We start from the raw sequence: 19,768 nt of genomic DNA on the forward strand, positions 1-19,768 counted from the left end.
TGCCCCGGGACTTCGGTCCCGGGGCAGCCCCTTTTTTTCACACCACGCTGTCGGTCTTCTCGATGGTGACGGTGGCGGTCTCCGGGAGGAACGCCAGGAGATGTTCCGGTACGTCGGTCACGTTCGAGGCGAGATGGAACGTGACCCTGCGCAGGCCGGGAAAGAGAACCCGGACATTTGAGAGGTCTTCGTTTCCCGTGAACTTGTTGAGCCGCAGTCTCGTCACGTTCGGCAGCACCGGACCCGCGCTCCACCCGGCGGCATTCCAGTTCACACGAAGTTCTTGTAGAGCGGGAAGCCGGGTGATCTCTTCGAAGTCCTCGGGGGTGAGGTTTTCGGGGAGTGTGGCCAGACTCAGCTGCTTCAGCGAGTGCATATGACTCAGGCCGCGCAATCCTGTGTGCCGCAGAGCGTTCCTGGTGAACCGCAGATACGTCAGTGGCAGATTCCGGGGGAGTACCTCATCGAGGGAGTCGCCGTGCAACGGGATGCCGATGTCGAGCAGGCGCAGAGTGCGGGATGCCGAGAGCGGTACCAGCGCGTCCGGATTCTCGAGTCCGGGCAGACCGGCGAGCAAAAGCCATTTCAGGGGCAGCTCGGCGAGCGGGGTGAGGTCGTCGACGTACGGGCTGCCGCCGCTGACGTCCAGATGCGCGAGTTGCCCCTGATCCGACAGGAAGCGCAGATCGCGCAGGACGCGGTTGTCGCTTACGACGAGTTTGGACAGCTGGTCCGGCAGCAGCCCCCCGCGTATGTCGTCCGAGTCGATGTCCCCGATGACCTGGACCAAGGGGCGGCCGCCGAGGTCGCGCAGGGCGTGCAGCTGGTCGACGGAGTGCGCGCAGAAGTACAGGTCGTCCGGTGGCAGATGGGCGATGACGTCGGCCGTGTAGCGCCGGGTGTCGAACCGGTGGGCGGTCCAGGCGAGTTGGGCTCGTACGAGCAGCGACGGATGCGACCGGAAGCGGGACAGGACCGGGAGTGCCGCGTCCGTGCCGATGAGTGACGCGGTGATGACCACGGCCCTGGCCTCGTCGTCGGTGAGCCCCTCGGGTCCGGGCAGCAGCTCCAGGACGAGCGGGCCCGCGTCGGCGAGGGTGCGGGCCTCCTCGGTCGTACGGGGCGGGATGAGCGAGGCGGCGTTGCGCTCCACGGCCGTACGGACGTGGGGGTCGAGTTCCGTGGCGTGTTCCAGCGCGGCCAGGGCGAGCAGTCGTATACGCGTACCCGCCGCTCCGGACGTCTCTTCGGCGGACTTGGTCAAGTCGGCCAGGAGGGCGGCCCGTTCGCGGGGGCGGGCGTGCGCGACCGCCATCCGGATGACGTCCGACCACTGGGAGTCGAAGGCGTTGCGCACCAGCAGCCCGAAGTCCCCGTCCTCTACCGCCGCCCGCGCGCCCAGGTAGTCCTGGAAGGTGCGGTGGACGAACTCGACGGTGCCGAGGGTGGGTTCGCGGAGCAGGCCGCTGCGGACGAGGAGATGGCGCAGGATCGCCGGGGCGTCGCCCTGCGCGGCGGCGGACGGGAGGGACGGCAGGACGTCGGCGACGATGCGTTCGGCACGGTCGCGGTCCATCTCGGACTGGTTGTTGCGGATGAGCCAGTAGGCCAGCCGCTGGAGGAGCTGGACCTGCGGGAGTTCCGTGAGGTGGATACCGCCGGTGCGGTCGGGCGCGAACATGTCGCGCTCCTCGTCACGGCGCGACAGCAGCATGGACAGGGCGGCGTCGTACAGCTCCTGCCGGCCGTGCGGCAGATAGCCCCGCCGGTCGCGGTGCAGCGCGCAGATCAGCCCGCACATCAGCGGGTTGGTGGCGAGCCGGCCGAGGTCGGGCTTGGTGCCGACGGCGGTGAGGAGGGAGTGTTCGTAGCCGTCGAGGCGGTCGGTGTCCGGGGCGTCGAGCCGGGCCGCCGTGTGCCAGCGGCGGATGAAGGCGGTGACGTCGTCGCGGCTCATGGGGGTGAGGGCGAGCTCGGTGAAGCCGTCGGGGGTGAGCCAGTCCTCGCGGACGGCCGAGGGACGGGAGGTCACCAGCCACTGGTTGCCGGGATAGACGTCCAGCAGCTCGCGCAGCCAGCGGCGGGTCCGCTCGCGGTCGCGTTCGGGGATCTCGTCGATGCCGTCGACGAGGAGCAGCCCGCGCCCGGCGCCGAGGACGCGGTCGCTCCAGCCGTCCGGCTGGGTGGCGTGGAAGGGCACGCGGGCAGCGGCGAGGAATCCGTCGGGCGCCGGGAGTCCGTCGGGGCGGCGGACGAGGGTACGCAGGGGCAGGACGAACGGGATCCGGTCGCCGCGCTCCCCCTGGGCCGCGGTCACGGCCAGCCACTGCACGAGGGTGGTCTTGCCGGAGCCGGCCACTCCGCGCAGCAGCACCAGGTCCTGTTCGGCGAGGGCCTGCTCGGCGGGGAGGGTGCTGCCGGCGGCCGCGATGTGCGTCCCGTTCGGGCCGGTCGCCTCCGCGTCCTCGGCGGCCCGCACGGCCTGCAGGCCGAGGTAGGCGGCGTCGAGGGGCCAGCGCTCGGGGGAGTTGACGAGGTCGATGCCGTAGATGGTGAGCCGGCTGTGCTTGGTCGCGACGTATGCGAGGTACCGCTGTTCGAAGGCGGGGTCCGTGCCGCCGGGCGGGGGAGTCCGTGCGATCAACTCGTCCATCTTGGAGATGAGTTCGCTCTGCCTGCGGCTCTGCTCCATCAGCGTGCGGGCCACGAAGGCCGAGCGCTGGGTGAAGAAGTGCAGGATGTGCAGGCAGGCCGCGCTCAGGATCCGCTCGTAGAACAGGGTCGCGTCGAAGGAGAGGTCTCGCTCGGGGTTGCCGCTCGCGGCGCGCAGCCGCAGGGCGAGTGCCTCGTGACCGAGTTCCACGGCCTGTACGTCGGTCATGGCGAGGTCGCCGAGGGCGTGCAGGGTGTCGGCGAGGGCGTGGACGACGGCCTGCTCCTCGTCGGCGGCCAGCGGGCGTTCCCCGGTGCGCAGGGCTCGGGCGACCAGCTCGGCGGCCAGCGTGGTCAGTTCCTTCTCCCCGAGGGTCCGTTTCTCTCCGCTGAAGGAGACGAACCCGGAGATCCGCACCGGCTTCTCGACGAGCCCGGCGCCCGGCCCGTCCGCCACGAACAGCTTCTTGACGAGCGGCGCGACCACGCTCGAGGCCAACTTGGCACCTATGGCTGCTGGTTCCATGACGCTCCCCCGGACGGCACGGTGACGGCTGCTCAGATCACCCTAGGGCCTGTCGCAGGTTGGGAGTGGCGCCGCGGAGAAGATCGTGTGCGGGTCGTAGTGGCGTTCGGCGGGAGGAGCCTTGCGGCGGCGCCGTGGAACGTGGGGATGGTGATGCCGGACAGCGGCGAGGTCAGGGCGGAGCCCGCGTCGAGGAGCGCCCGTACGACGTCCGAGGTGATCGCGGTCACGGTCCGGGTACGGATCGCGTAGTGGTTCCCCGGGACGCCGCAGGAGTGAGCTGCCGCCGTACCCGTACCCGTACCCGTACCCGGAGCCGAGGACGGGGACGGGGCTGGAGACGGCGACCCGGTCCGGGCCCAGCCGTGCCGACAGCGCATGGGCCGCCGCCGAACAGCCTTCAGACACGCCCTTGCGGTGACATGACGCACAGGCGATTTGTCCCCTACTAGGGCGGGTAGTGGACAGCGGGGAGCGGGCAAAACGGACGTAATGGTGCGGAACCCCCATGGGGTGTGCGGTGTCGCGGTCGGCGGTGCGACGAGGGCCCTATCGGCCCGGAACGCAGTGCCCGTAAGTGGGTTTAAACGTCTCTACTCAGAAAAATCGGGCGTATTCGATACGGGATGGGGCGTCTGTCAAGAAGGTGGAAATTTCAGGGTGAACTACGACCTGGCGTCGTAGATGAGGACTTTGTGCGTCGGTCAGGACTCGGGTTACCAAGGGATGGCCCACTCGGCGACAGCTTGTCCGTCGGGTGGACCTGACCCCCGTCTCCGTTCCCACGAGGTTCCGAATGTCGAAGCGCGTCACGTCCCGCCACTCCCGTATGTCCCTGCTCCGCTCCCGGGCGGCCGTCCTGGCCGTCGGCGTGGGTGCCACGGCCGTACTGGGCGCCGGGGTCGCGGCCGCCGCCACCGAGGCGGCCCCGCAGGCCGCCGTGAAGACGGCCGCCACCAAGGCGTCCGCCTCCTGGGTCGACCCGGTGAAGAAGTACACGCTCTCCGCGGGCTTCAACCAGGCCGGCAACCTGTGGCAGCACAACCACTCCGGGCAGGACTTCGCCGTGCCCACCGGCACCGAGGTCGTCGCCGCGCACGGCGGCACCGTCGTCAAGGCCGGCGGCAACGGCGCCGGTGACGGTCCCGCGTACGGCAACGCCATCGTCGTCAAGCACGGCAACGGGACCTACTCGCAGTACGCCCACCTGTCCCGGATAGACGTGCGGATCGGGCAGGTCGTCGCGACCGGCCAGCACATCGCGCTCTCCGGCAGCACCGGCAACTCCACCGGCCCGCACCTGCACTTCGAGATCCGTACGACGCCGAACTACGGCTCCGCGGTCAACCCGGTCGTCTTCCTGCGCGCCCAGGGCGTGACCGTCTAAGACGCCTCAGGGGTGACGCCGGCGCCGCCGTGCGCCTGCGTCACCAAGTCGATCGCGACCTCCAGGACAGCCTTGCGCTTCTCCTCGGGGTCGCCTTCGACGTCCTTGAGCAGGAACATCCCGGCGTGCATCGAGAACAGCGCGCTGATGCAGCGCACCTGGTCCGTCAGATCGGCGTCCGGCTCCTTGAGTAGGCCGACCATCCGGATCATGCGGTCCTTGAAGTCCTCGCCCGTGCGCAGCTCGCGGACGGCCGCCTGGTTCTCCTGCATGAAGCGGAAGAGCGGGGCCGCCTCGGCGAGTGCGTTGCTGTAGCGGCGCAGGATCTCCTGCTTCGTCTCCAGCGTGCGAGGCTGCTGCCGCGCCCACTCGATCAGCTCGTCCATGGGCCTGGAAAGGTCCTGGAAGAGACTGATGAGGATGTCTTCCTTGGTCTTGAAGTGGTAGTAGAGCGCCGCCTTCGTGACGTCGAGGTGCTCGGCGATCTCGCGCAGTGAGGTCTTCTCGTAGCCGTGCTCGGAGAAGAGTTCGAGGGCGACGTCCTGGATGCGCTGGCGGGTGTCCCCGCGGCGCTGTCGCTTGGTGCCGTCCATGGTGTCGCCGCCCATCCCTGTACTCCTCGCACTCCCTGAAACGTACGTGTCGTCCGACTGGCAAATCCAGGAAAACTTACTTGACGCCCGGCTAGTTGCCGGTCTAACTTCCCTCAGTGTAGTCAACTTGCCGGGCGGCAAGTAAGTACCCAGGGGAGTGGAACCGTGGCGGACAACAAGGAAGCGGTCATAGAGACCGAGAAACAACCGCGCAGCGTACGCGTCGTGCTGCTCGCGCTCATGATCACAATGATGCTGGCAATGCTCGACAACATGATCGTGGGCACGGCCATGCCGACGATCGTGGGCGAGCTGGGCGGCCTCCAGCACCTGTCATGGGTCGTCACCGCGTACACCCTCGCGACAGCCGCCTCCACCCCCATCTGGGGCAAGCTCGGCGACATGTACGGGCGCAAGGGCGCCTTCATGACCTCGATCGTGATCTTCCTGGTCGGCTCCGCGCTCAGCGGTATGGCCCAGGACATGGGGCAGCTCATCGGCTTCCGTGCCGTTCAGGGTCTGGGCGCCGGTGGTCTGATGGTCGGCGTCATGGCGATCATCGGTGACCTGATTCCGCCGCGGGAGCGCGGAAAGTACCAGGGCATGATGGCCGGCATCATGGCGCTCGCCATGATCGGCGGACCGCTCATCGGCGGCACCATCACCGACCACTGGGGCTGGCGCTGGTCCTTCTACATCAACCTGCCGCTCGGCATCGTCGCGCTCCTCGCCATCAGCGCCGTACTGCACCTGCCGAAGAAGCGCGTCCAGGCGAAGATCGACTACCTCGGCGCCGGACTGCTGGCCCTCGGTATCTCGTCCATCGTGCTGGTCACCACCTGGGGCGGCAGCGAGTACGCCTGGGGCTCGGCCAGGATCATGGAGCTCATCGGCATCGGTGTCGCCGCGCTGGTCGGCTTCGTCTTCGTGCAGACCAAGGCCGCCGCGCCGATCATGCCGCTGCACATCTTCCGCAGCCGCAACTTCACGCTGATGTCGATCATCGGCTTCATCACCGGCTTCGTGATGTTCGGCGCCACGCTCTTCCTGCCGCTGTACCAGCAGTCCGTGCAGGGCGCGTCCGCGACCAACTCCGGGCTGCTCCTGCTGCCGATGCTCGGCGCGATGCTGGTGACCTCGATGGTCGCCGGCCGGGTCACCACCGGCACCGGGCGCTACAAGGCCTTCCCGATCGTCGGCGGCGTGCTCATGGCGGTCGGCCTGTTCCTGCTCTCTCAGATGGACACCGGTACGACCCGGTTCACCTCCGGCCTGTACATGGCCGTGCTCGGCCTCGGCATGGGCTGCCTGATGCAGATCACCATGCTGGTCGCGCAGAACAGCGTCGAGATGAAGGACATGGGCGTCGCGTCCTCGTCCACCACCCTCTTCCGTACGCTCGGCTCGTCCTTCGGCGTCGCGATCATGGGTGCGCTGTTCAATCAGCGGGTTCAGGACGTGATGACCGAGCGGGCCGGGGCGCTGGGGTCCAAGGTCACCGAGCAGTCGGCGCAGCTGGACGCGGCGAGCCTGGCCAAGCTGCCGGCCGCGGCGCGGGAGGCGTACCAGTACGCGGTGTCCTCCGGAACGCACTCCGCGTTCCTGCTGGGTGCGGTGGTGTCGGTGGGGGCGCTGGTGGCCGCGGTGTTCGTGAAGGAGGTTCCGCTGCGGGGGGCGGGTGCGGATGCGTCGGAGCCGGAGGGCTCGGCCGAGGGTGCGGTGAGCGACTCGGCGCCGAAGCCGACCGTCGCCGAGACCGTCTGATCTAGCCCGACCCGACCTAACCCGATCCGACCCCGCTTGATCCGAAGACCCCCGGAGTGTCCGCCCCGGGGGTCTTCTCCTGTACGCGCCCGGTGCGATCTCGAAACGCCGGTCGAGCCGAGGCTTTCAGGGGCGCGGGGAACTGCGCGCCAAGCCCCCACCGGCCCGCAGCCGAACGCATCGGCTGGGCGGGGGACTGGCCGAGCCGGGCCAGGCCGACGGCAACGGCAACGGCAACGGCAACGGCAACGGCAACGGCAACGGCAACGGCAACGGCAGCGGCAGCGGCAGCGGCAACCGGTACTCGCTCACCGGCATCAGGTCGGCAGCATCGGATAGCTGCCGGTGCTCGTCGGCGCGTGCTCCGGGAGCCACAGCACCGCGACCGCGCCCTCCGCGGGCACGTGCTCGGGAGCCCCGGCGGGCCGGACGTTTCGGAAGGTCAGCCGCGCGCCGAGCACGCGGGCCTGACCGGCCGCGATGGTGAGGCCGAGGCCGTGACCGTGGCCCGAGCGGTCGCTGCTGCCGGTACGGAAGCGGCTGGGGCCCTCGGCGAGGAGCTCCTCGGGGAAGCCGGGACCGTGGTCGCGGACCCGGATGACCCGGCCCTCGACCGAGACCTCGATCGGCGGCTTGCCGTGCCGTGCCGCATTGGTCAGCAGGTTGAACAGCACGCGCTCCAGGCGACGCGGATCCGTCGTGACCTCCGACTCGTGGATCACGCGTACGTCGACGTCGGCGTCCTTGGCGGCCACGCGCCGCGACACGAACTCGCCGAGCAGGATGTCCTGGAGTTCGGCCCGCTCGGAGGCGCCGTCCAGCCGCGCCACTTCGAGGACGTCCTCGACCAGGGTCCGCATGGCCTGGGCACGGTCGCGGACGAGCTCCGTGGGGCGGCCGGGGGGAAGGAGTTCCGCGGCCGTCAGCAGGCCGGTCACCGGAGTGCGCAGTTCGTGGGCGATGTCGGCGGTCACCCGGCGCTCGGCCTCGATGCGCTGCTGGAGCGCGTCCGCCATGGCGTCCACCGCGCGCGCGAGGTCGTCGGTCTCGTCCCGTACGACCCCGCCGATCGCTTCCCGGACCCGTACGTCGGTCTCACCCTTGGCGACCTGGTTCGCCGCGGCGGCGGCCTTGCGCAGCCGGCGCGAGAGCTGACCGCCGATCAGCACGCCGAGCGCGCTGCCGCCGAAGACGACCGCGATCGAGCCGATGATCAGCGCCTGGTCGAGGTCCTTCATGACGTCGGTGTTGCGGTCCGTGAAACCGGTGTGGAGCGAGAGGACGCGGCCGTCCTTGAGGGGTACGGCCGCCCAGATGTCCGGGACCCCGTTCGGACGGTCGGCCACAAAGGTGGCCCGCCGGCCCTGCATGACCTTCGCCAGCAGGTCCTTCGGGATGGCCGGGTCGTCGACCTTGACCCCGAAGGCCTGGGTCCGCCCGGACACGTACATGCGCTCGGCGACCGTGATGCGCTCGTCCGCCAGGTCGCGCGAGTTGTCGAGCATCGAGACGCGCGCCGCGTTGTGCACGACGAGGCTGAGCGCGACCGCGACCAGCGCGCCGACCATGGCGATCGCCGCGCTGAGCTTCCACCGGATGCCCGTGCGAATGCCGGAGTTCCCGGCGGCGGCCATGCGCATGCCCACAGGCACGCCACGGTCGGCAGATGGGCTCCGACCGACGGATGCGACCCGCCCGGCAGATGGGCCCCGGCCGACGAGTGTGCCCGGTCCGACGGGTGTGCCCCGGCCGACAGGTGTGTTCCGGCCAGCAGGTGTGTTCCGGCCGGTCCGACTGCTCCCGATCATCGGACTGTTCCCCGTCACCGAGCCGTACCCGTCGGCGGAGCCGTACCCGTTGACCGGCCCGCGCCCGTCGCCCCTGTCGCGCCCGTCGCGCCCGCCGGCCGGTCTGTTGGGGCCGGTCGGGCCGTTGCCGCCCGCCGGAGTCCGGCGCCGAAATATCCCCCGCATGTCCCTGCTCAGGCCTTCAACTTGTAGCCGAAGCCGCGGACCGTCTCGATCCGGTCCTGGCCGATCTTCGTCCGCAGCCGCTGTACGTGGACGTCGACGACTCGGGTGTCCCCGCCCCAGCCGTAGTCCCACACGCGTTCGAGCAGCTTGTCGCGGCTCAGCACCGTTCCCGGCGCGGAGGAGAACTCCAGCAGCAGCCGCATCTCGGTGGGCGTCAGGGCCACCGGCGCACCGCCCTTGAGTACCTCCATGCCCTCGGTGTCGATCTCCAGGTCGCCGAAGGAGAGCACCCCGCCGTCGACGGGCGAGGCCTCTTCGGGGGCTCCGTTCGGACCGCTCGCGTGTCCGAAACGGCGCAGCACCGCGCGGATCCGGGCGACCAGCACGGCCCCGTCGAAGGGCTTGGTCACGTAGTCGTCGGCGCCCGCCTCCAGGCCCAGCACGACGTCGATCGAGTCGGCGCGCGCGGACAGCATGATCACGGGGACGGTGGACTCGTCACGGATGCGGCGGCACAGCGAGACGCCGTCGAGTCCGGGGACCATCACGTCCAGCAGGGCGATGTCGGGACGGTCGGCGCGGAACGCCTCCAGGCCCGACAGCCCGTCGGGCATGGCCGTCACCGCGAAGCCGTCGCGCTCGAGAGCGAGCTGTGTGGCCTCGCGGATGACGTCGTCGTCCTCGACGAACAGGACGTGGGTCTGTTCTGCCATCCGGCTGCTCCGTCTGCGCTCAGTTCGCGGGAGCGGGCGTGTCCGCGCCGCCCACCGCGTTGCTGTAGTCGTTGTGCGTCCGGGACCTCTCGGTGAAGTGGGTCGCGGTCCACCCGTAGGTGATCACCTCTTCACTGGAGGGGTACTCCACCGGGTCGCCCTTCTTGTACAACTGCTGGGTGATCACCAGGTCGCCACGGTCGATCTCCGCGTAGACCGGCGGCTCCTCGGCCTTGAAGACATTCTCGTACCTGCCGCTTTCCTCGCGGTAGACGTACGAGCCGATCCCCACGGCATCCCCGCAGGTCATGACGTTGACCACGACGTCATCCGTGGTTCCTCCGGTCAGATCCCCGTACGACACGTCGACCGGGTACTCGTCGGCGACGCACGGTTTCGTCAGCGCGCTCTTGACCGAGTCGCTGACCTCCGGATCGTCCTTGACGAGCTTGACCGCGTCCACGCGCTTGGGCGTCTTGGACGGGGAGGCGGAGCGCGCGGGGCTCGGGGCCGCCCCCTTCGCCACCGCCTCACTGCTCGCCGGGCCCTCGTCGCGGGCGCCCGTGCCACCCGTGGCGCAGGCGGTCAGGAAAAGGCCGAGGGCGGCGAGCGCGGCCGTCACCGCGCTCCCCGCCTTCAGGACCTGCCTGGCCCGATTTCCTAGGCCGCGCAACGCTCCCGCTCCTCACGTTCGAGCGCGCGTGCGTCCAGGTCGCGGCTCTCCAGCTCCTCGCGGAGCCGGGCGAGCGCCCGGTGCAGCGTGCTCTTGACCGTTCCGGCCGACATGCCGAGGGCGGCGGCCGTCTCCTCCGTGGACATCTGCTCCCAGTGTCGCAGCACCACGACGCTGCGTTGCTTGGGAGCGAGAACCTTCATGATGTCCATAAGGAGCGCGCGGTCCGCGTGCTGCTCGGTCGAGTCGTCGACGCAGGCGTCCGGGAGCTGCTCGGTGGGTACCTCTTCGAGTTTCCGCGCCCGCCACCACTCGGTCCGCGTGTTGATCATCACGCGGCGCAGATAGGCGTCCGCGAGCCGCTTGTCCGCGATGCCGTCCCAGCGGCCGTACGTCCGTACGAGCGCGGTCTGCAGGAGGTCCTGGGCGTCGACGGGGTCGGGGACCAGGCGACGGGCACTGCGCAGCAGCGCGTCCTGCCGAGTGCGGACGTACTCCTCGAATTCGAGCACCTCGCCGTGCGCCATGATCAACCGCCTCCATCCCCGTTTCCGACGTGGCTGGCTCGCGCCTGCTGCCGGTTGTCCGTTTCCTGTGTCCCGCTGTCGTTCTGCTGTGTGCGGTACGGAAATGAAGCTACGGAGGGGTTGTCACGGGGTTGTCCGAGGCAGCCTTCGGTGAGCGCTCGGCTGTACGTCGGTTGTGTAACGGATGTATGAGGTGGGTAAGGCGGTGTGGTTACAAGTCCCGGTTGGGGTGGTTTTGCGGGTGTGACCGGTGTCCTGGGGGCGGTGACTAGGTCAAGGGCAGCCGATACAAACCACCCGGGAGCGGCTCGACGAGTCCGTCGGCGACGAGTCCGTCGAGGGCGCGGGCCCGCTGCACGGGCTCGTCCCACACGCGATCGAGTACGGACTGCGGGACCGGGCCCTCGACGGACTCCCTCAGTACGGCGAGGAGTTTGCCGCGCACCTGGCGGTCCGTGCCCGCGTACGTCTGGCCGCGCCGCGGCGGCCCGTCGTGCGCAGGCTTGCCCGCCAGCCGCCAGGCGCACTGCGCGGCGATCGGGCAGCGCTGGCAGGCCTCGTTCTTCGCCGTGCAGATCAGTGCGCCGAGCTCCATGGAGGCGGCGGCCCAGTGGGAGGCGGTCCTCTCGTTCTCGGGCAGGAGGGCACGGGCGAGCTTGCGCTCGGCGGCGGTGGTCGCGTTCGGCGGGTACTGCACGCCGCTGACGGCTCGTGCGAACACCCTTCGGACATTGGTGTCCAGCACGGCATGCCGCTGCCCGTACGCGAACGAGGCGACGGCGGCGGCCGTGTACTCCCCGATACCGGGCAGCGCGAGCAGTTGAGCGTGCTCCGTGGGTACGTCGCCGCCGTGCCGTTCCGTTATGGCGACCGCGGCGCCGTGCAGCCGGAGCGCGCGGCGGGGGTAGCCGAGCCGGCCCCAGGCGCGGACGGCTTCGCCCGGGGCCTCCTTGGCCAGGTCGGCGGGGCGGGGCCAGCGGGCGACCCACTGCTCGTACACGGGCAGGACACGGCTGACCGGGGTCTGCTGCAACATGAACTCACTGACCATCACGCCCCAGGGGCCGGCGTCGGGGCGGCGCCAGGGGAGGTCACGGGCGTGCTCGTCGAACCAGGTGATCACCGGTTCGTGCAGGGTCTTGCCGGCGGCGTCGGGCTGGGGGCTGGGTGTGGGCATGGTGGGTGCAGTCATGGCAGTTCCGATCCTGCCATGCGCGGGTGGGGCTACGCGGTTTCCTCCGAGGCGCGGAGGAGTGGCTTTTCGCGGCCGGGCCCGGCAGCCCCCGGAGGGCGGGAAGGGGCGGTGTGGGGCAACTCGGCCGGTGTGCCGGAATGATGATCCGGAAAAGTTGGCGCTCAGGGCGGCGGGTGGGGCGAGCGCCGGCGTGGATCTCTCGTACAGTTTGCGCCGTGGGATCTATGCGCAATCCGGTCGGGCCACTTCCCTCCACGATCTACTGGCGTCGGAGGGCCGTTCTGCTGTCCCTGGTAGCGCTGTTGGCGCTGCTGATCGTCTGGGTCGTCAGCAGCGGCGGCGGTGGCGGCAAGAAGAACGCGGACGGGTCCAACGGGAAGAACCCCGTGCAGACGATCACCCCGGGCCCCTCCGGTTCCGGACCCGCGATCAGCCAACACCCGGGCGGCCGCGACGAGTCCAGCCCCGGCGCGAGTACCGGCACGGCAAGCGGCGGCGGCAGTGGCAGTGGCGGCGGCAGTGGCGGTAGCGGGGACGGCTCCGGCGGGAACGGCGGCGCGGGCGGCGGTGGCTCGGCAGGCGGTTCCGGCGGTGGCACCAGCTCCGGGGATCAGGTACCGGCCGGCTCCACCCTCCCCAACTGCACTGCGGACGCGGTCAAGTTGACCCTGCACAGCGCGCACAACACGTACGCCCCCGGGGACAAGCCCTCGATCGAGCTGATCGCGAAGAACTCCTCCGCCAGCGACTGCAAGGTCGATCTCGGCCCGAAGAGCGCGGTACTGACGATCACTCAGGCCGGCGGCGACAAGAGCTTCTGGTCCTCGAGCGACTGCCCCAAGGACGCCGCCAGTCTCTTCTTCCGCGTTCCGGCCGGCGACCAGGTGACCTACACGGTCGACTGGGACCGCACGGCCAGCGCCGCCCAGTGCGCGACACCCCCGGCGGGCTCCGCGACCGCGGGCACCTACCTGGTGGAGGCGAAGGCACCAGGCCTGGCGAAGGCGACGACGTCGTTCGTGCTGTCCCAGGACTGAGCGCGGGGGCGGGAGCCCTCGGAGGGGCGGCCATGGAACCCCCGAGGGCCGAGGCCGACGGGGTGGTGCCCGCACAGCCCACACACGCCCTTGGAGCGCGCCCGGCCCCGTCAAGACTGTCAGGCGTAGCGGGTCGTCAGACGTAGCGGGTCGTCAGACGTAGCGCTCCAGGATCGACGACTCCGCCAGCCGCGACAGCCCCTCACGGACGCTGCGCGCCCGTGCCTCGCCCACCCCGTCGACCGCCTGAAGGTCGTCGACGCTCGCGGCGAGGAGCTTCTGCAGACCGCCGAAGTGCTCCACGAGGCGGTCGATGATCGCGCCGGGCAGACGCGGAACCTTGGCGAGGAGGCGGAAGCCGCGCGGGGAGACCGCGGAGTCGAGCGCCTCGGGGGAGCCGGTGTAGCCCAAGGCTCTCGCCACCGTGGGCAGTTCGAGCAGCTCGGAGTGGGCCAGGGCGTTCAGGTCGGAGAGGGCCTCGTCGACCGTGCGGGAGCGCTTCGCGGTCGGCTCCGGCACGTAGTCCCGGACCACCAGCTCCCGCTCGGGCTCCACGCCCGCGATCAACTCGTCCAGCTGGAGAGCGAGCAGACGCCCGTCCGTGCCCAACTCCACCACGTACTCGGCGATCTCCGTGGCGATGCGCCGCACCATCTCCAGGCGCTGCGCCACCGCCGACACGTCCCGGACGGTGACCAGGTCCTCGATCTCCAGCGCGGAGAGCGTGCCCGCGACCTCGTCGAGGCGGAGCTTGTAGCGCTCCAGGGTCGCGAGGGCCTGGTTGGCGCGGGAGAGGATCGCGGCGGAGTCCTCCAGGACGCGGCGCTGACCGTCGACGTACAGCGCGATCAGACGCATCGACTGGGAGACCGAGACGACGGGGAAGCCGACCTGCTTGCTCACCCGGTCCGCCGTGCGGTGCCGGGTGCCGGTCTCCTCCGTCGGGATCGTCGGGTCGGGCACGAGCTGGACGCCCGCCCGCAGGATCTTGGTGATGTCCTTGTCGACGACGATGCCGCCGTCGAGCTTGCACAGCTCGCGCAACCGGGTCGCCGTGAAGTCGACGTCCAGGACGAAGCCGCCCGTGCACATCGACTCGACGGTCTTGTCCCAGCCGAGCACGATGAGTCCGCCGGTGTTGCCGCGGAGGATTCGCTCGAGCCCGTCGCGCAGGGCCGTGCCAGGTGCCACGGCGCTCAATGAGGCGCGCATCAGGCCATCGGCACCGGAGCTCCCACCGGACTTTCCGGGAGCTGCTGCCCGGTCGTTGGCTGCCACTGCACTCCTCCGGTCGCGGGTTTCCGGTCGCCCAAGATTCGTCCAGGGTTCGTACGGACGGGCGAGACCAGGGCAAAGTCTACCGGCGCTGTTCCTCGTCCCGTGGGGCCTCTCTGCGACGGGAGCGTGGAAGGACCCGCAGCGCGTCGCCCATGTCGGCGACTTCCAGGACCTTCATACCGGCAGGGATCTTGCCCGGATCGCTCGGAACGAGGGCGTGTGTGAAGCCCAGACGGTGGGCTTCGGCGAGCCGCCGCTGCACTCCCGTCACCCGTCTGACCTCGCCCGCGAGCCCTACTTCGCCGATCGCCACGAGGTTCTTGGGGAGCGGGGTGTCACTCGCCGCCGACGCGAGCGCGAGGGCGATGGCGAGGTCCGCGGCGGGCTCGGAGAGCTTCACGCCGCCCACCGTCGCCGAGTAGATGTCCCGCTTCCCGAGGGCGCTGATCCGGCCCCGCTGCTCCAGGACCGCCAGCATCATCGAGACCCGGGAGGTCTCCAGGCCGGACGTCGTACGACGGGGGGAGGGGATCTGGGAGTCGACGGTGAGGGCCTGCACCTCGGCCACCAGCGGGCGGCGGCCCTCCAGGGTGACCGTCAGGCAGGTGCCGGGGACGGGCTCGGCACGGCGGGTGAGAAAGAGGCCGGAGGGGTCCGCGAGGCCCGTGATGCCCTCGTCGTGCAGCTCGAAGCAGCCGACCTCGTCCGTCGTCCCGTACCGGTTCTTGACCCCTCGGACGAGACGCAGGCGCGCGTGGCGGTCGCCCTCGAAGCTCAGGACGACGTCCACGAGGTGTTCGAGCAGGCGGGGGCCCGCGATCGCGCCGTCCTTGGTGACATGGCCCACAAGGAGCGTGGACATGCCGCGCTCCTTGGAGACACGGATGAGCGCCCCGGCGACCTCCCGCACCTGGGCCATGCCGCCGGGCGCCCCGTCGATCTCCGGAGAGGCGACCGTCTGGACCGAGTCCAGGATGAGGAGCGAGGGCTTCACGGCGTCCAAGTGGCCGAGCACGGCGGCCAGGTCGGTCTCCGCCGCCAGATACAGGTGGTCGTCGATCGCCTTGATGCGGTCGGCGCGCAGACGGACCTGGCCGGCGGACTCCTCACCCGTCACGTACAGCGTGCGGTGCTCGTCGCTCGCTGCCTTCGCCGCCACGTCCAGGAGGAGCGTGGACTTGCCCACACCGGGCTCGCCCGCGATCAGGACGACCGCGCCGGGCACGAGACCGCCGCCGAGGACGCGGTCCAGCTCGGGTACGCCGGTGGAGCGGGCCGTGGCCTGGCGGCCGTCGACCTGCCCGATCGGCACCGCGGAGGTGGTGACGCGGCCCGGTGTCGTCGTACGGACCGCGGGCGCGCCGTACTCCTCGACCGTGCCCCACGCCTGGCATTCGGGGCAGCGGCCGAGCCACTTGGCCGTCTGCCATCCGCACTCGGTGCAGCGGTAGGACGGCCGGTCCTTCGCGGTTTTCGTACGGGCAGCCATGACGGAACCGTAGCCGAGAGGACTGACAGCACGGGCGGGCCCGCTCGGCGGGGCATCTGCCATGGCCTGCCGTTGCCGCCTGTGACGGTGTGGGCCACGGAATCGGGGGCTCCTGTCCCCCTTTGAGGGATCGTTTCACCCGTACGGATTAAATGTGCTCAAGGGGGAAGAAGGGGCCACCCTGGGGCACCTACGGTCGCACGGGTGATGAGCAGCAGTCCGGAGACCTCCACGCACACCACCGGCGCACACCGGGCGCACGGAGACGCACGTAAGCGGGTGACCGCGCCCCGTGGCGCGCACACCCGCACCCTGGCTCAGCGCCCTCCCGCGCGGTACGAGCCCTACTTGGACGGCCTTTTCACCTACTGCCTGTCCGTTCTGTGCGACCACGAGGAGGCCACCGCCGCCCTCGGGGACGCCCTCGCGCTGGCCGAGCGCCGTGGCCAGCGCGGCCCGGCGTCCGCGGACGACCGCAGGGCCTGGCTGTACGCCCTCGCCCGCTGGTCCTGTCTGCGCAAGCTCACCGAGGCCCGGCGCAGGCGCCAGGCGGCCCACGCCTCCGGTCGGGGTACACCCGCCAAGGGCCACAGGGTCCTCTTCAAGGGGCACAAGGAAGCCGCCGACCGGAGTGCGGCCGAGGCGCTGAGCGCCCCCGTCTCCGAGGAGGCGCAGGACCGGCGCCGGCACGAACTCGCCCTGTTGGCCTGGCCGGAGGCGGCCGGTACCACCCCCGAGCAGCGCGAGGCGCTCGAACTCGCCGTGCGCCACCAGCTCGCCGCCGCCGAAGTCGCCGCCGTCCTCGGCCTGGACCCCGTCAAGGCGCGCGAACTGCTCGCCACCGCCGCCTGCGAGGTCGAACGCACCCGCGCCGCCCTCGCCGTCGTGGAGACCGGCACCTGTCCGAGCGTCGCCCGCCTCACCGGCGACAACCAGCTCGTCCTGAGCACCACCCTGCGCCGGGAACTGGTCCGGCACGTCGACGACTGTCCGCGGTGTCGCCGTACCGCCGAGCGCGCCGCGCCCGGCGCCTGGCCCGGCACCAGCGTCACGCCCGCCGCGCTCCCCGTCCTCGAGGCCCCGCGCGCGGCCCTGCACGTCGTGATGGCACACGTCCCGCGCGCGCGAGGCACCGCTCCACGCTTCGACCGGCGCGGTTTCCCCGTGGACCCCAAGGACCACGCCGCCCGCAGGGACCGCCTTCGCGCGCGTGCCGTCACGACGACCGTCGTCGCCACCGTCGTCGCCGCGCCCGTTCTCGCCCTCTGGGCGGCCTACCGCGGCGCGCCCGTCACCGGTGAGGGCGCCGACGGCCGCTCGATCACCGCGAGCGAGGCGCACGGGCCCGACGGCATCACCGGCGAGGAGGCGGGCGGATACGAGAACGCCGGCAACGCCGGCGCCAGACCCGGCGCCCGTTTCGCCAAGGGGAACCGTTCGCCCGACGTCTCCGTGGAGGTCATCAGCGCCCCCAGTGCGGGAAGCGGCGCCGGCCACCTCTCGGTCCGGGCCTCGGGCAGCGGCGACACGACCCTCGTCACGCTCGCCGCCTCCGGGAACTCACCGGTCCACTGGTCCGCCGAAACGGGAGCGTCCTGGCTCTACTTCAGCCAGTCGTCGGGAACGCTGGCTCCCGGAGAAACGTTCACGATCAAGGTGTACGTCGATCGTCTTCGCGAGCCGGTGGGCCCCTGGGGCGCCCGGGTGGCGATCGCACCAGCGGGAGCGGTGGTCACGATCGGGGGGTACGGAACAGCGGGTCCGTCCGCCCCGGGCAGCTCCGGCCCGACGCCCGGCCGTCCCACCCCGTCCGCCCCCGGCCCGACCCCGCCCGCCTCGTCCCCGCCACCGACACCCGGCGACCCCCAGCCGACGCCCACGGACCCGTCGTCCCCGCCACCTTCGTCGGACCCGTCGGACCCGTCGCACCCGTCGGATCCGGGCGGTTCGACGCAGCCGCCCAGCGACAGCTCCGCCCCGACCCCGTCCTCGTGAAGCTCGCGGGGCGGGAAGCGGGGCGGGAAGGGGCGGGAAGACGATGGACCGGGGGGTCTCAGGCGACCGGATCCGCGGGATGCGGCGCCAGCAACGGCAGCTGCGAGGCCAGCCGCTCCTCGCAGAGCTCGACCAGCCGGTCGTACCCCGCCTTGCCCATCAGCTCGATCAGTTCCGGGCGGTACGAGACGTACACCGGGTCGCCCGCGCCGTGTGCCGAGGTCGCCGACGTGCACCACCAGTGCAGGTCGTGGCCGCCCGGACCCCAGCCCCGGCGGTCGTACTCGCCGATGGAGACCTGGAGCACACGCGTGTCGTCGGGCCGGTCGATCCAGTCGTACGTCCGGCGCACGGGCAGCTGCCAGCAGACGTCCGGCTTGGTCTCCAGGGGCTCGCGCCCCTCCTTGATCGCCAGGATGTGCAGCGAGCAGCCCGCGCCGCCGGCGAAGCCGGGCCGGTTCTGGAAGATGCACGAGCCCTGGTAGGGGCGGGTCTGGCGGTCGCCGTCCTCGTCCTCGGAGACCCAGCCGGTCTTCATCCCCACGTCATGGTGCTGCCAGACGTCCGGCGTGAGCCGTGCCACGTGCTCGGCCACCCGCTTCTCGTCGTCCTCGTCGGAGAAGTGGGCCCCGAGCGTGCAGCAGCCGTCGTCGGCGCGACCGGCCTGGATGCCCTGGCAGCCGCTTCCGAAGATGCAGTTCCAGCGAGAGGTCAGCCATGTCAGATCGCACCGGAAGACCTGCTCGTCGTCGGCGGGATCCGGAAACTCCACCCATGCCCGAGCGAAGTCGAGCCCCTTCTCGTCGGACACGGTGGCCTTCGTCGGGGACTTCGTCGGGGACTTCTTGGATGCGGAGGCCTTCGCCTGCGAAGAACCCTTGGCCGATTTGTCGGGCTTCGCCTTTTTCGTCTTTGGCACCCGTCCAGGGTAAGTCGCTTCAGCCCGCTCCGGGGACTGTCGACCGCCGTACTCGCAGTAGCGTTCCGTACATGAGACTCGGTGTCCTCGACGTGGGTTCGAACACGGTGCACCTGCTGGTGGTGGATGCACACCCCGGCGCGCGCCCGCTGCCCGCGCACTCGCACAAGGCCGATTTGCGGCTTGCCCAACTGCTCGACGAGAGCGGGGCGATCGGCCTCGACGGCGTCGAAAAACTGATCGCGACGGTCCGGGACGCCCTGGAGGCCGCCGAGGACAAGGGCGTCGAGGCCCTGCTGCCGTTCGCGACCTCCGCCGTGCGCGAGGCCAGCAACGCCGACGACGTACTGGCCCGGGTACAGGCCGAGACCGGTGTTGAGCTCCAGGTCCTGACCGGGGCGGAAGAGGCCCGGCTGACCTTCCTGGCGGCCCGCCGCTGGTTCGGCTGGTCGGCGGGGAAACTGCTGGTCCTCGACATCGGCGGCGGCTCGCTGGAGATCGCGTACGGCATGGACGAGGAGCCGGACGCGGCGGCGTCGCTGCCGCTCGGCGCCGGACGGCTGACCGCGGGCTGGCTGCCCACCGACCCCGCTGACCCGGCGGAGATCAAGGCCCTGCGCCGCCATGTCCGGACCGAGATCGCCCGTACCGTCGGCGAATTCAGCCGCTTCGGCGCCCCCGACCACGTGGTCGCCACCTCCAAGACCTTCAAGCAGCTCGCCCGCCTGGCCGGCGCCGCCCGCTCCACGGACGGCCTCTACGTCCAGCGCGAACTCAAGCGCCGCTCCCTGGAGGACTGGGTCCCCCGGCTGGCCTCCATGACCGCCGACGAACGCGCCGAACTCCCCGGCGTCTCCCCCGGCCGCTCCGGCCAACTCCTCGCCGGCGCCCTCGTCGCCGAGGGCGCCATGGACCTCTTCGCCGTGGAAACCCTGGAAATCTGCCCCTGGGCACTACGAGAGGGCGTCATCCTCCGCCGCCTGGACCAGATGGCATCAGAGTGACCGAGTAACCGACATCACGTTCCCCGCGCCCCACCAGGGGCGC

General features: G+C 70.8%; 16 protein-coding genes. 6 read left to right on the forward strand and 10 right to left on the reverse strand.

Annotated elements, in window-relative coordinates:
* Positions 1 to 37: 37 nt before the first annotated feature.
* Positions 38 to 3,178 (reverse strand): NACHT domain-containing protein, encoded by a 3,141-nt coding sequence (locus ACFVWD_RS34490; protein ID WP_389601834.1) that lies wholly within the window; start codon positions 3,176 to 3,178, stop codon positions 38 to 40.
* An 87-nt stretch (positions 3,179 to 3,265) separates the two neighbouring features.
* Here ACFVWD_RS34490 and ACFVWD_RS34495 point away from each other — a divergent pair, with 87 nt between their 5' ends.
* Together ACFVWD_RS34495 and ACFVWD_RS34500 are read left to right on the forward strand one after the other, a co-directional pair.
* Positions 3,266 to 3,430 (forward strand): hypothetical protein, encoded by a 165-nt coding sequence (locus ACFVWD_RS34495; RefSeq protein ID WP_389601836.1) that lies wholly within the window; start codon positions 3,266 to 3,268, stop codon positions 3,428 to 3,430.
* Positions 3,431 to 3,974: 544 nt separating this feature from the next.
* Positions 3,975 to 4,565, forward strand: a complete 591-nt coding sequence (locus ACFVWD_RS34500; RefSeq protein WP_389601838.1) for a M23 family metallopeptidase — start codon at positions 3,975 to 3,977, stop codon at positions 4,563 to 4,565.
* Here the strand turns inward: ACFVWD_RS34500 and ACFVWD_RS34505 are convergent.
* Positions 4,562 to 5,173 (reverse strand): TetR/AcrR family transcriptional regulator, encoded by a 612-nt coding sequence (locus ACFVWD_RS34505; RefSeq protein WP_248003057.1) that lies wholly within the window; start codon positions 5,171 to 5,173, stop codon positions 4,562 to 4,564. The two genes, ACFVWD_RS34500 and ACFVWD_RS34505, sit on opposite strands and share 4 nt — an antisense overlap.
* A gap of 150 nt (positions 5,174 to 5,323) precedes the next feature.
* Between ACFVWD_RS34505 and ACFVWD_RS34510 the strand changes: the two genes are divergently transcribed.
* Positions 5,324 to 6,922 (forward strand): MDR family MFS transporter, encoded by a 1,599-nt coding sequence (locus ACFVWD_RS34510; protein ID WP_389601839.1) that lies wholly within the window; start codon positions 5,324 to 5,326, stop codon positions 6,920 to 6,922.
* A gap of 317 nt (positions 6,923 to 7,239) precedes the next feature.
* On the opposite strand, the gene cseC is transcribed toward ACFVWD_RS34510, so the two are convergent.
* From cseC to ACFVWD_RS34535, 5 genes are all read right to left on the reverse strand, one after another.
* Positions 7,240 to 8,562, reverse strand: a complete 1,323-nt coding sequence (gene cseC, locus ACFVWD_RS34515) for a two-component system sensor histidine kinase CseC (RefSeq protein WP_389601841.1) — start codon at positions 8,560 to 8,562, stop codon at positions 7,240 to 7,242.
* A 341-nt stretch (positions 8,563 to 8,903) separates the two neighbouring features.
* Complete coding sequence (gene cseB, locus ACFVWD_RS34520) at positions 8,904 to 9,608, reverse strand: two-component system response regulator CseB (RefSeq protein WP_266627242.1); 705 nt, start codon at positions 9,606 to 9,608, stop codon at positions 8,904 to 8,906.
* A gap of 19 nt (positions 9,609 to 9,627) precedes the next feature.
* Positions 9,628 to 10,281, reverse strand: a complete 654-nt coding sequence (locus tag ACFVWD_RS34525; RefSeq protein ID WP_389601843.1) for a hypothetical protein — start codon at positions 10,279 to 10,281, stop codon at positions 9,628 to 9,630.
* Positions 10,269 to 10,808, reverse strand: a complete 540-nt coding sequence (locus ACFVWD_RS34530; RefSeq protein WP_060898668.1) for a SigE family RNA polymerase sigma factor — start codon at positions 10,806 to 10,808, stop codon at positions 10,269 to 10,271. Before ACFVWD_RS34530 ends, ACFVWD_RS34525 begins: the two co-directional genes overlap by 13 nt.
* A 268-nt stretch (positions 10,809 to 11,076) precedes the next feature.
* A complete protein-coding gene (locus ACFVWD_RS34535; protein ID WP_389601845.1) occupies positions 11,077 to 12,000 on the reverse strand; it encodes an A/G-specific adenine glycosylase in 924 nt (307 codons plus the stop codon).
* A 218-nt stretch (positions 12,001 to 12,218) separates the two neighbouring features.
* On the opposite strand from ACFVWD_RS34535, the gene ACFVWD_RS34540 reads away from it, so the two are divergent.
* Positions 12,219 to 13,040: a hypothetical protein gene (locus tag ACFVWD_RS34540; RefSeq protein WP_389601847.1), complete on the forward strand. Its 822-nt coding sequence runs from the start codon at positions 12,219 to 12,221 to the stop codon at positions 13,038 to 13,040.
* Between the two features lie 153 nt (positions 13,041 to 13,193).
* On the opposite strand, the gene disA is transcribed toward ACFVWD_RS34540, so the two are convergent.
* Together disA and radA are read right to left on the reverse strand one after the other, a co-directional pair.
* Positions 13,194 to 14,318 (reverse strand): DNA integrity scanning diadenylate cyclase DisA, encoded by a 1,125-nt coding sequence (gene disA / locus ACFVWD_RS34545; protein ID WP_054228678.1) that lies wholly within the window; start codon positions 14,316 to 14,318, stop codon positions 13,194 to 13,196.
* 79 nt (positions 14,319 to 14,397) lie between these two features.
* On the reverse strand, positions 14,398 to 15,807 hold the full coding sequence (gene radA / locus ACFVWD_RS34550) for a DNA repair protein RadA (protein WP_389601849.1): 1,410 nt from the start codon (positions 15,805 to 15,807) through the stop codon (positions 14,398 to 14,400).
* Between the two features lie 204 nt (positions 15,808 to 16,011).
* On the opposite strand from radA, the gene ACFVWD_RS34555 reads away from it, so the two are divergent.
* A complete protein-coding gene (locus ACFVWD_RS34555; RefSeq protein WP_389601850.1) occupies positions 16,012 to 17,802 on the forward strand; it encodes a hypothetical protein in 1,791 nt (596 codons plus the stop codon).
* Positions 17,803 to 17,860: 58 nt separating this feature from the next.
* Here the strand turns inward: ACFVWD_RS34555 and ACFVWD_RS34560 are convergent, their stop codons facing one another.
* Positions 17,861 to 18,721, reverse strand: coding sequence for a hypothetical protein (locus tag ACFVWD_RS34560; RefSeq protein ID WP_389601852.1), 861 nt, complete (start codon positions 18,719 to 18,721; stop codon positions 17,861 to 17,863).
* A 71-nt stretch (positions 18,722 to 18,792) separates the two neighbouring features.
* On the opposite strand from ACFVWD_RS34560, the gene ACFVWD_RS34565 reads away from it, so the two are divergent.
* Positions 18,793 to 19,725, forward strand: a complete 933-nt coding sequence (locus ACFVWD_RS34565) for a Ppx/GppA family phosphatase (protein ID WP_389601853.1) — start codon at positions 18,793 to 18,795, stop codon at positions 19,723 to 19,725.
* Positions 19,726 to 19,768: the final 43 nt, after the last annotated feature.

The organism is Streptomyces sp. NPDC058086 (assembly GCF_042885015.1).
Lineage (GTDB): Bacteria > Actinomycetota > Actinomycetes > Streptomycetales > Streptomycetaceae > Streptomyces.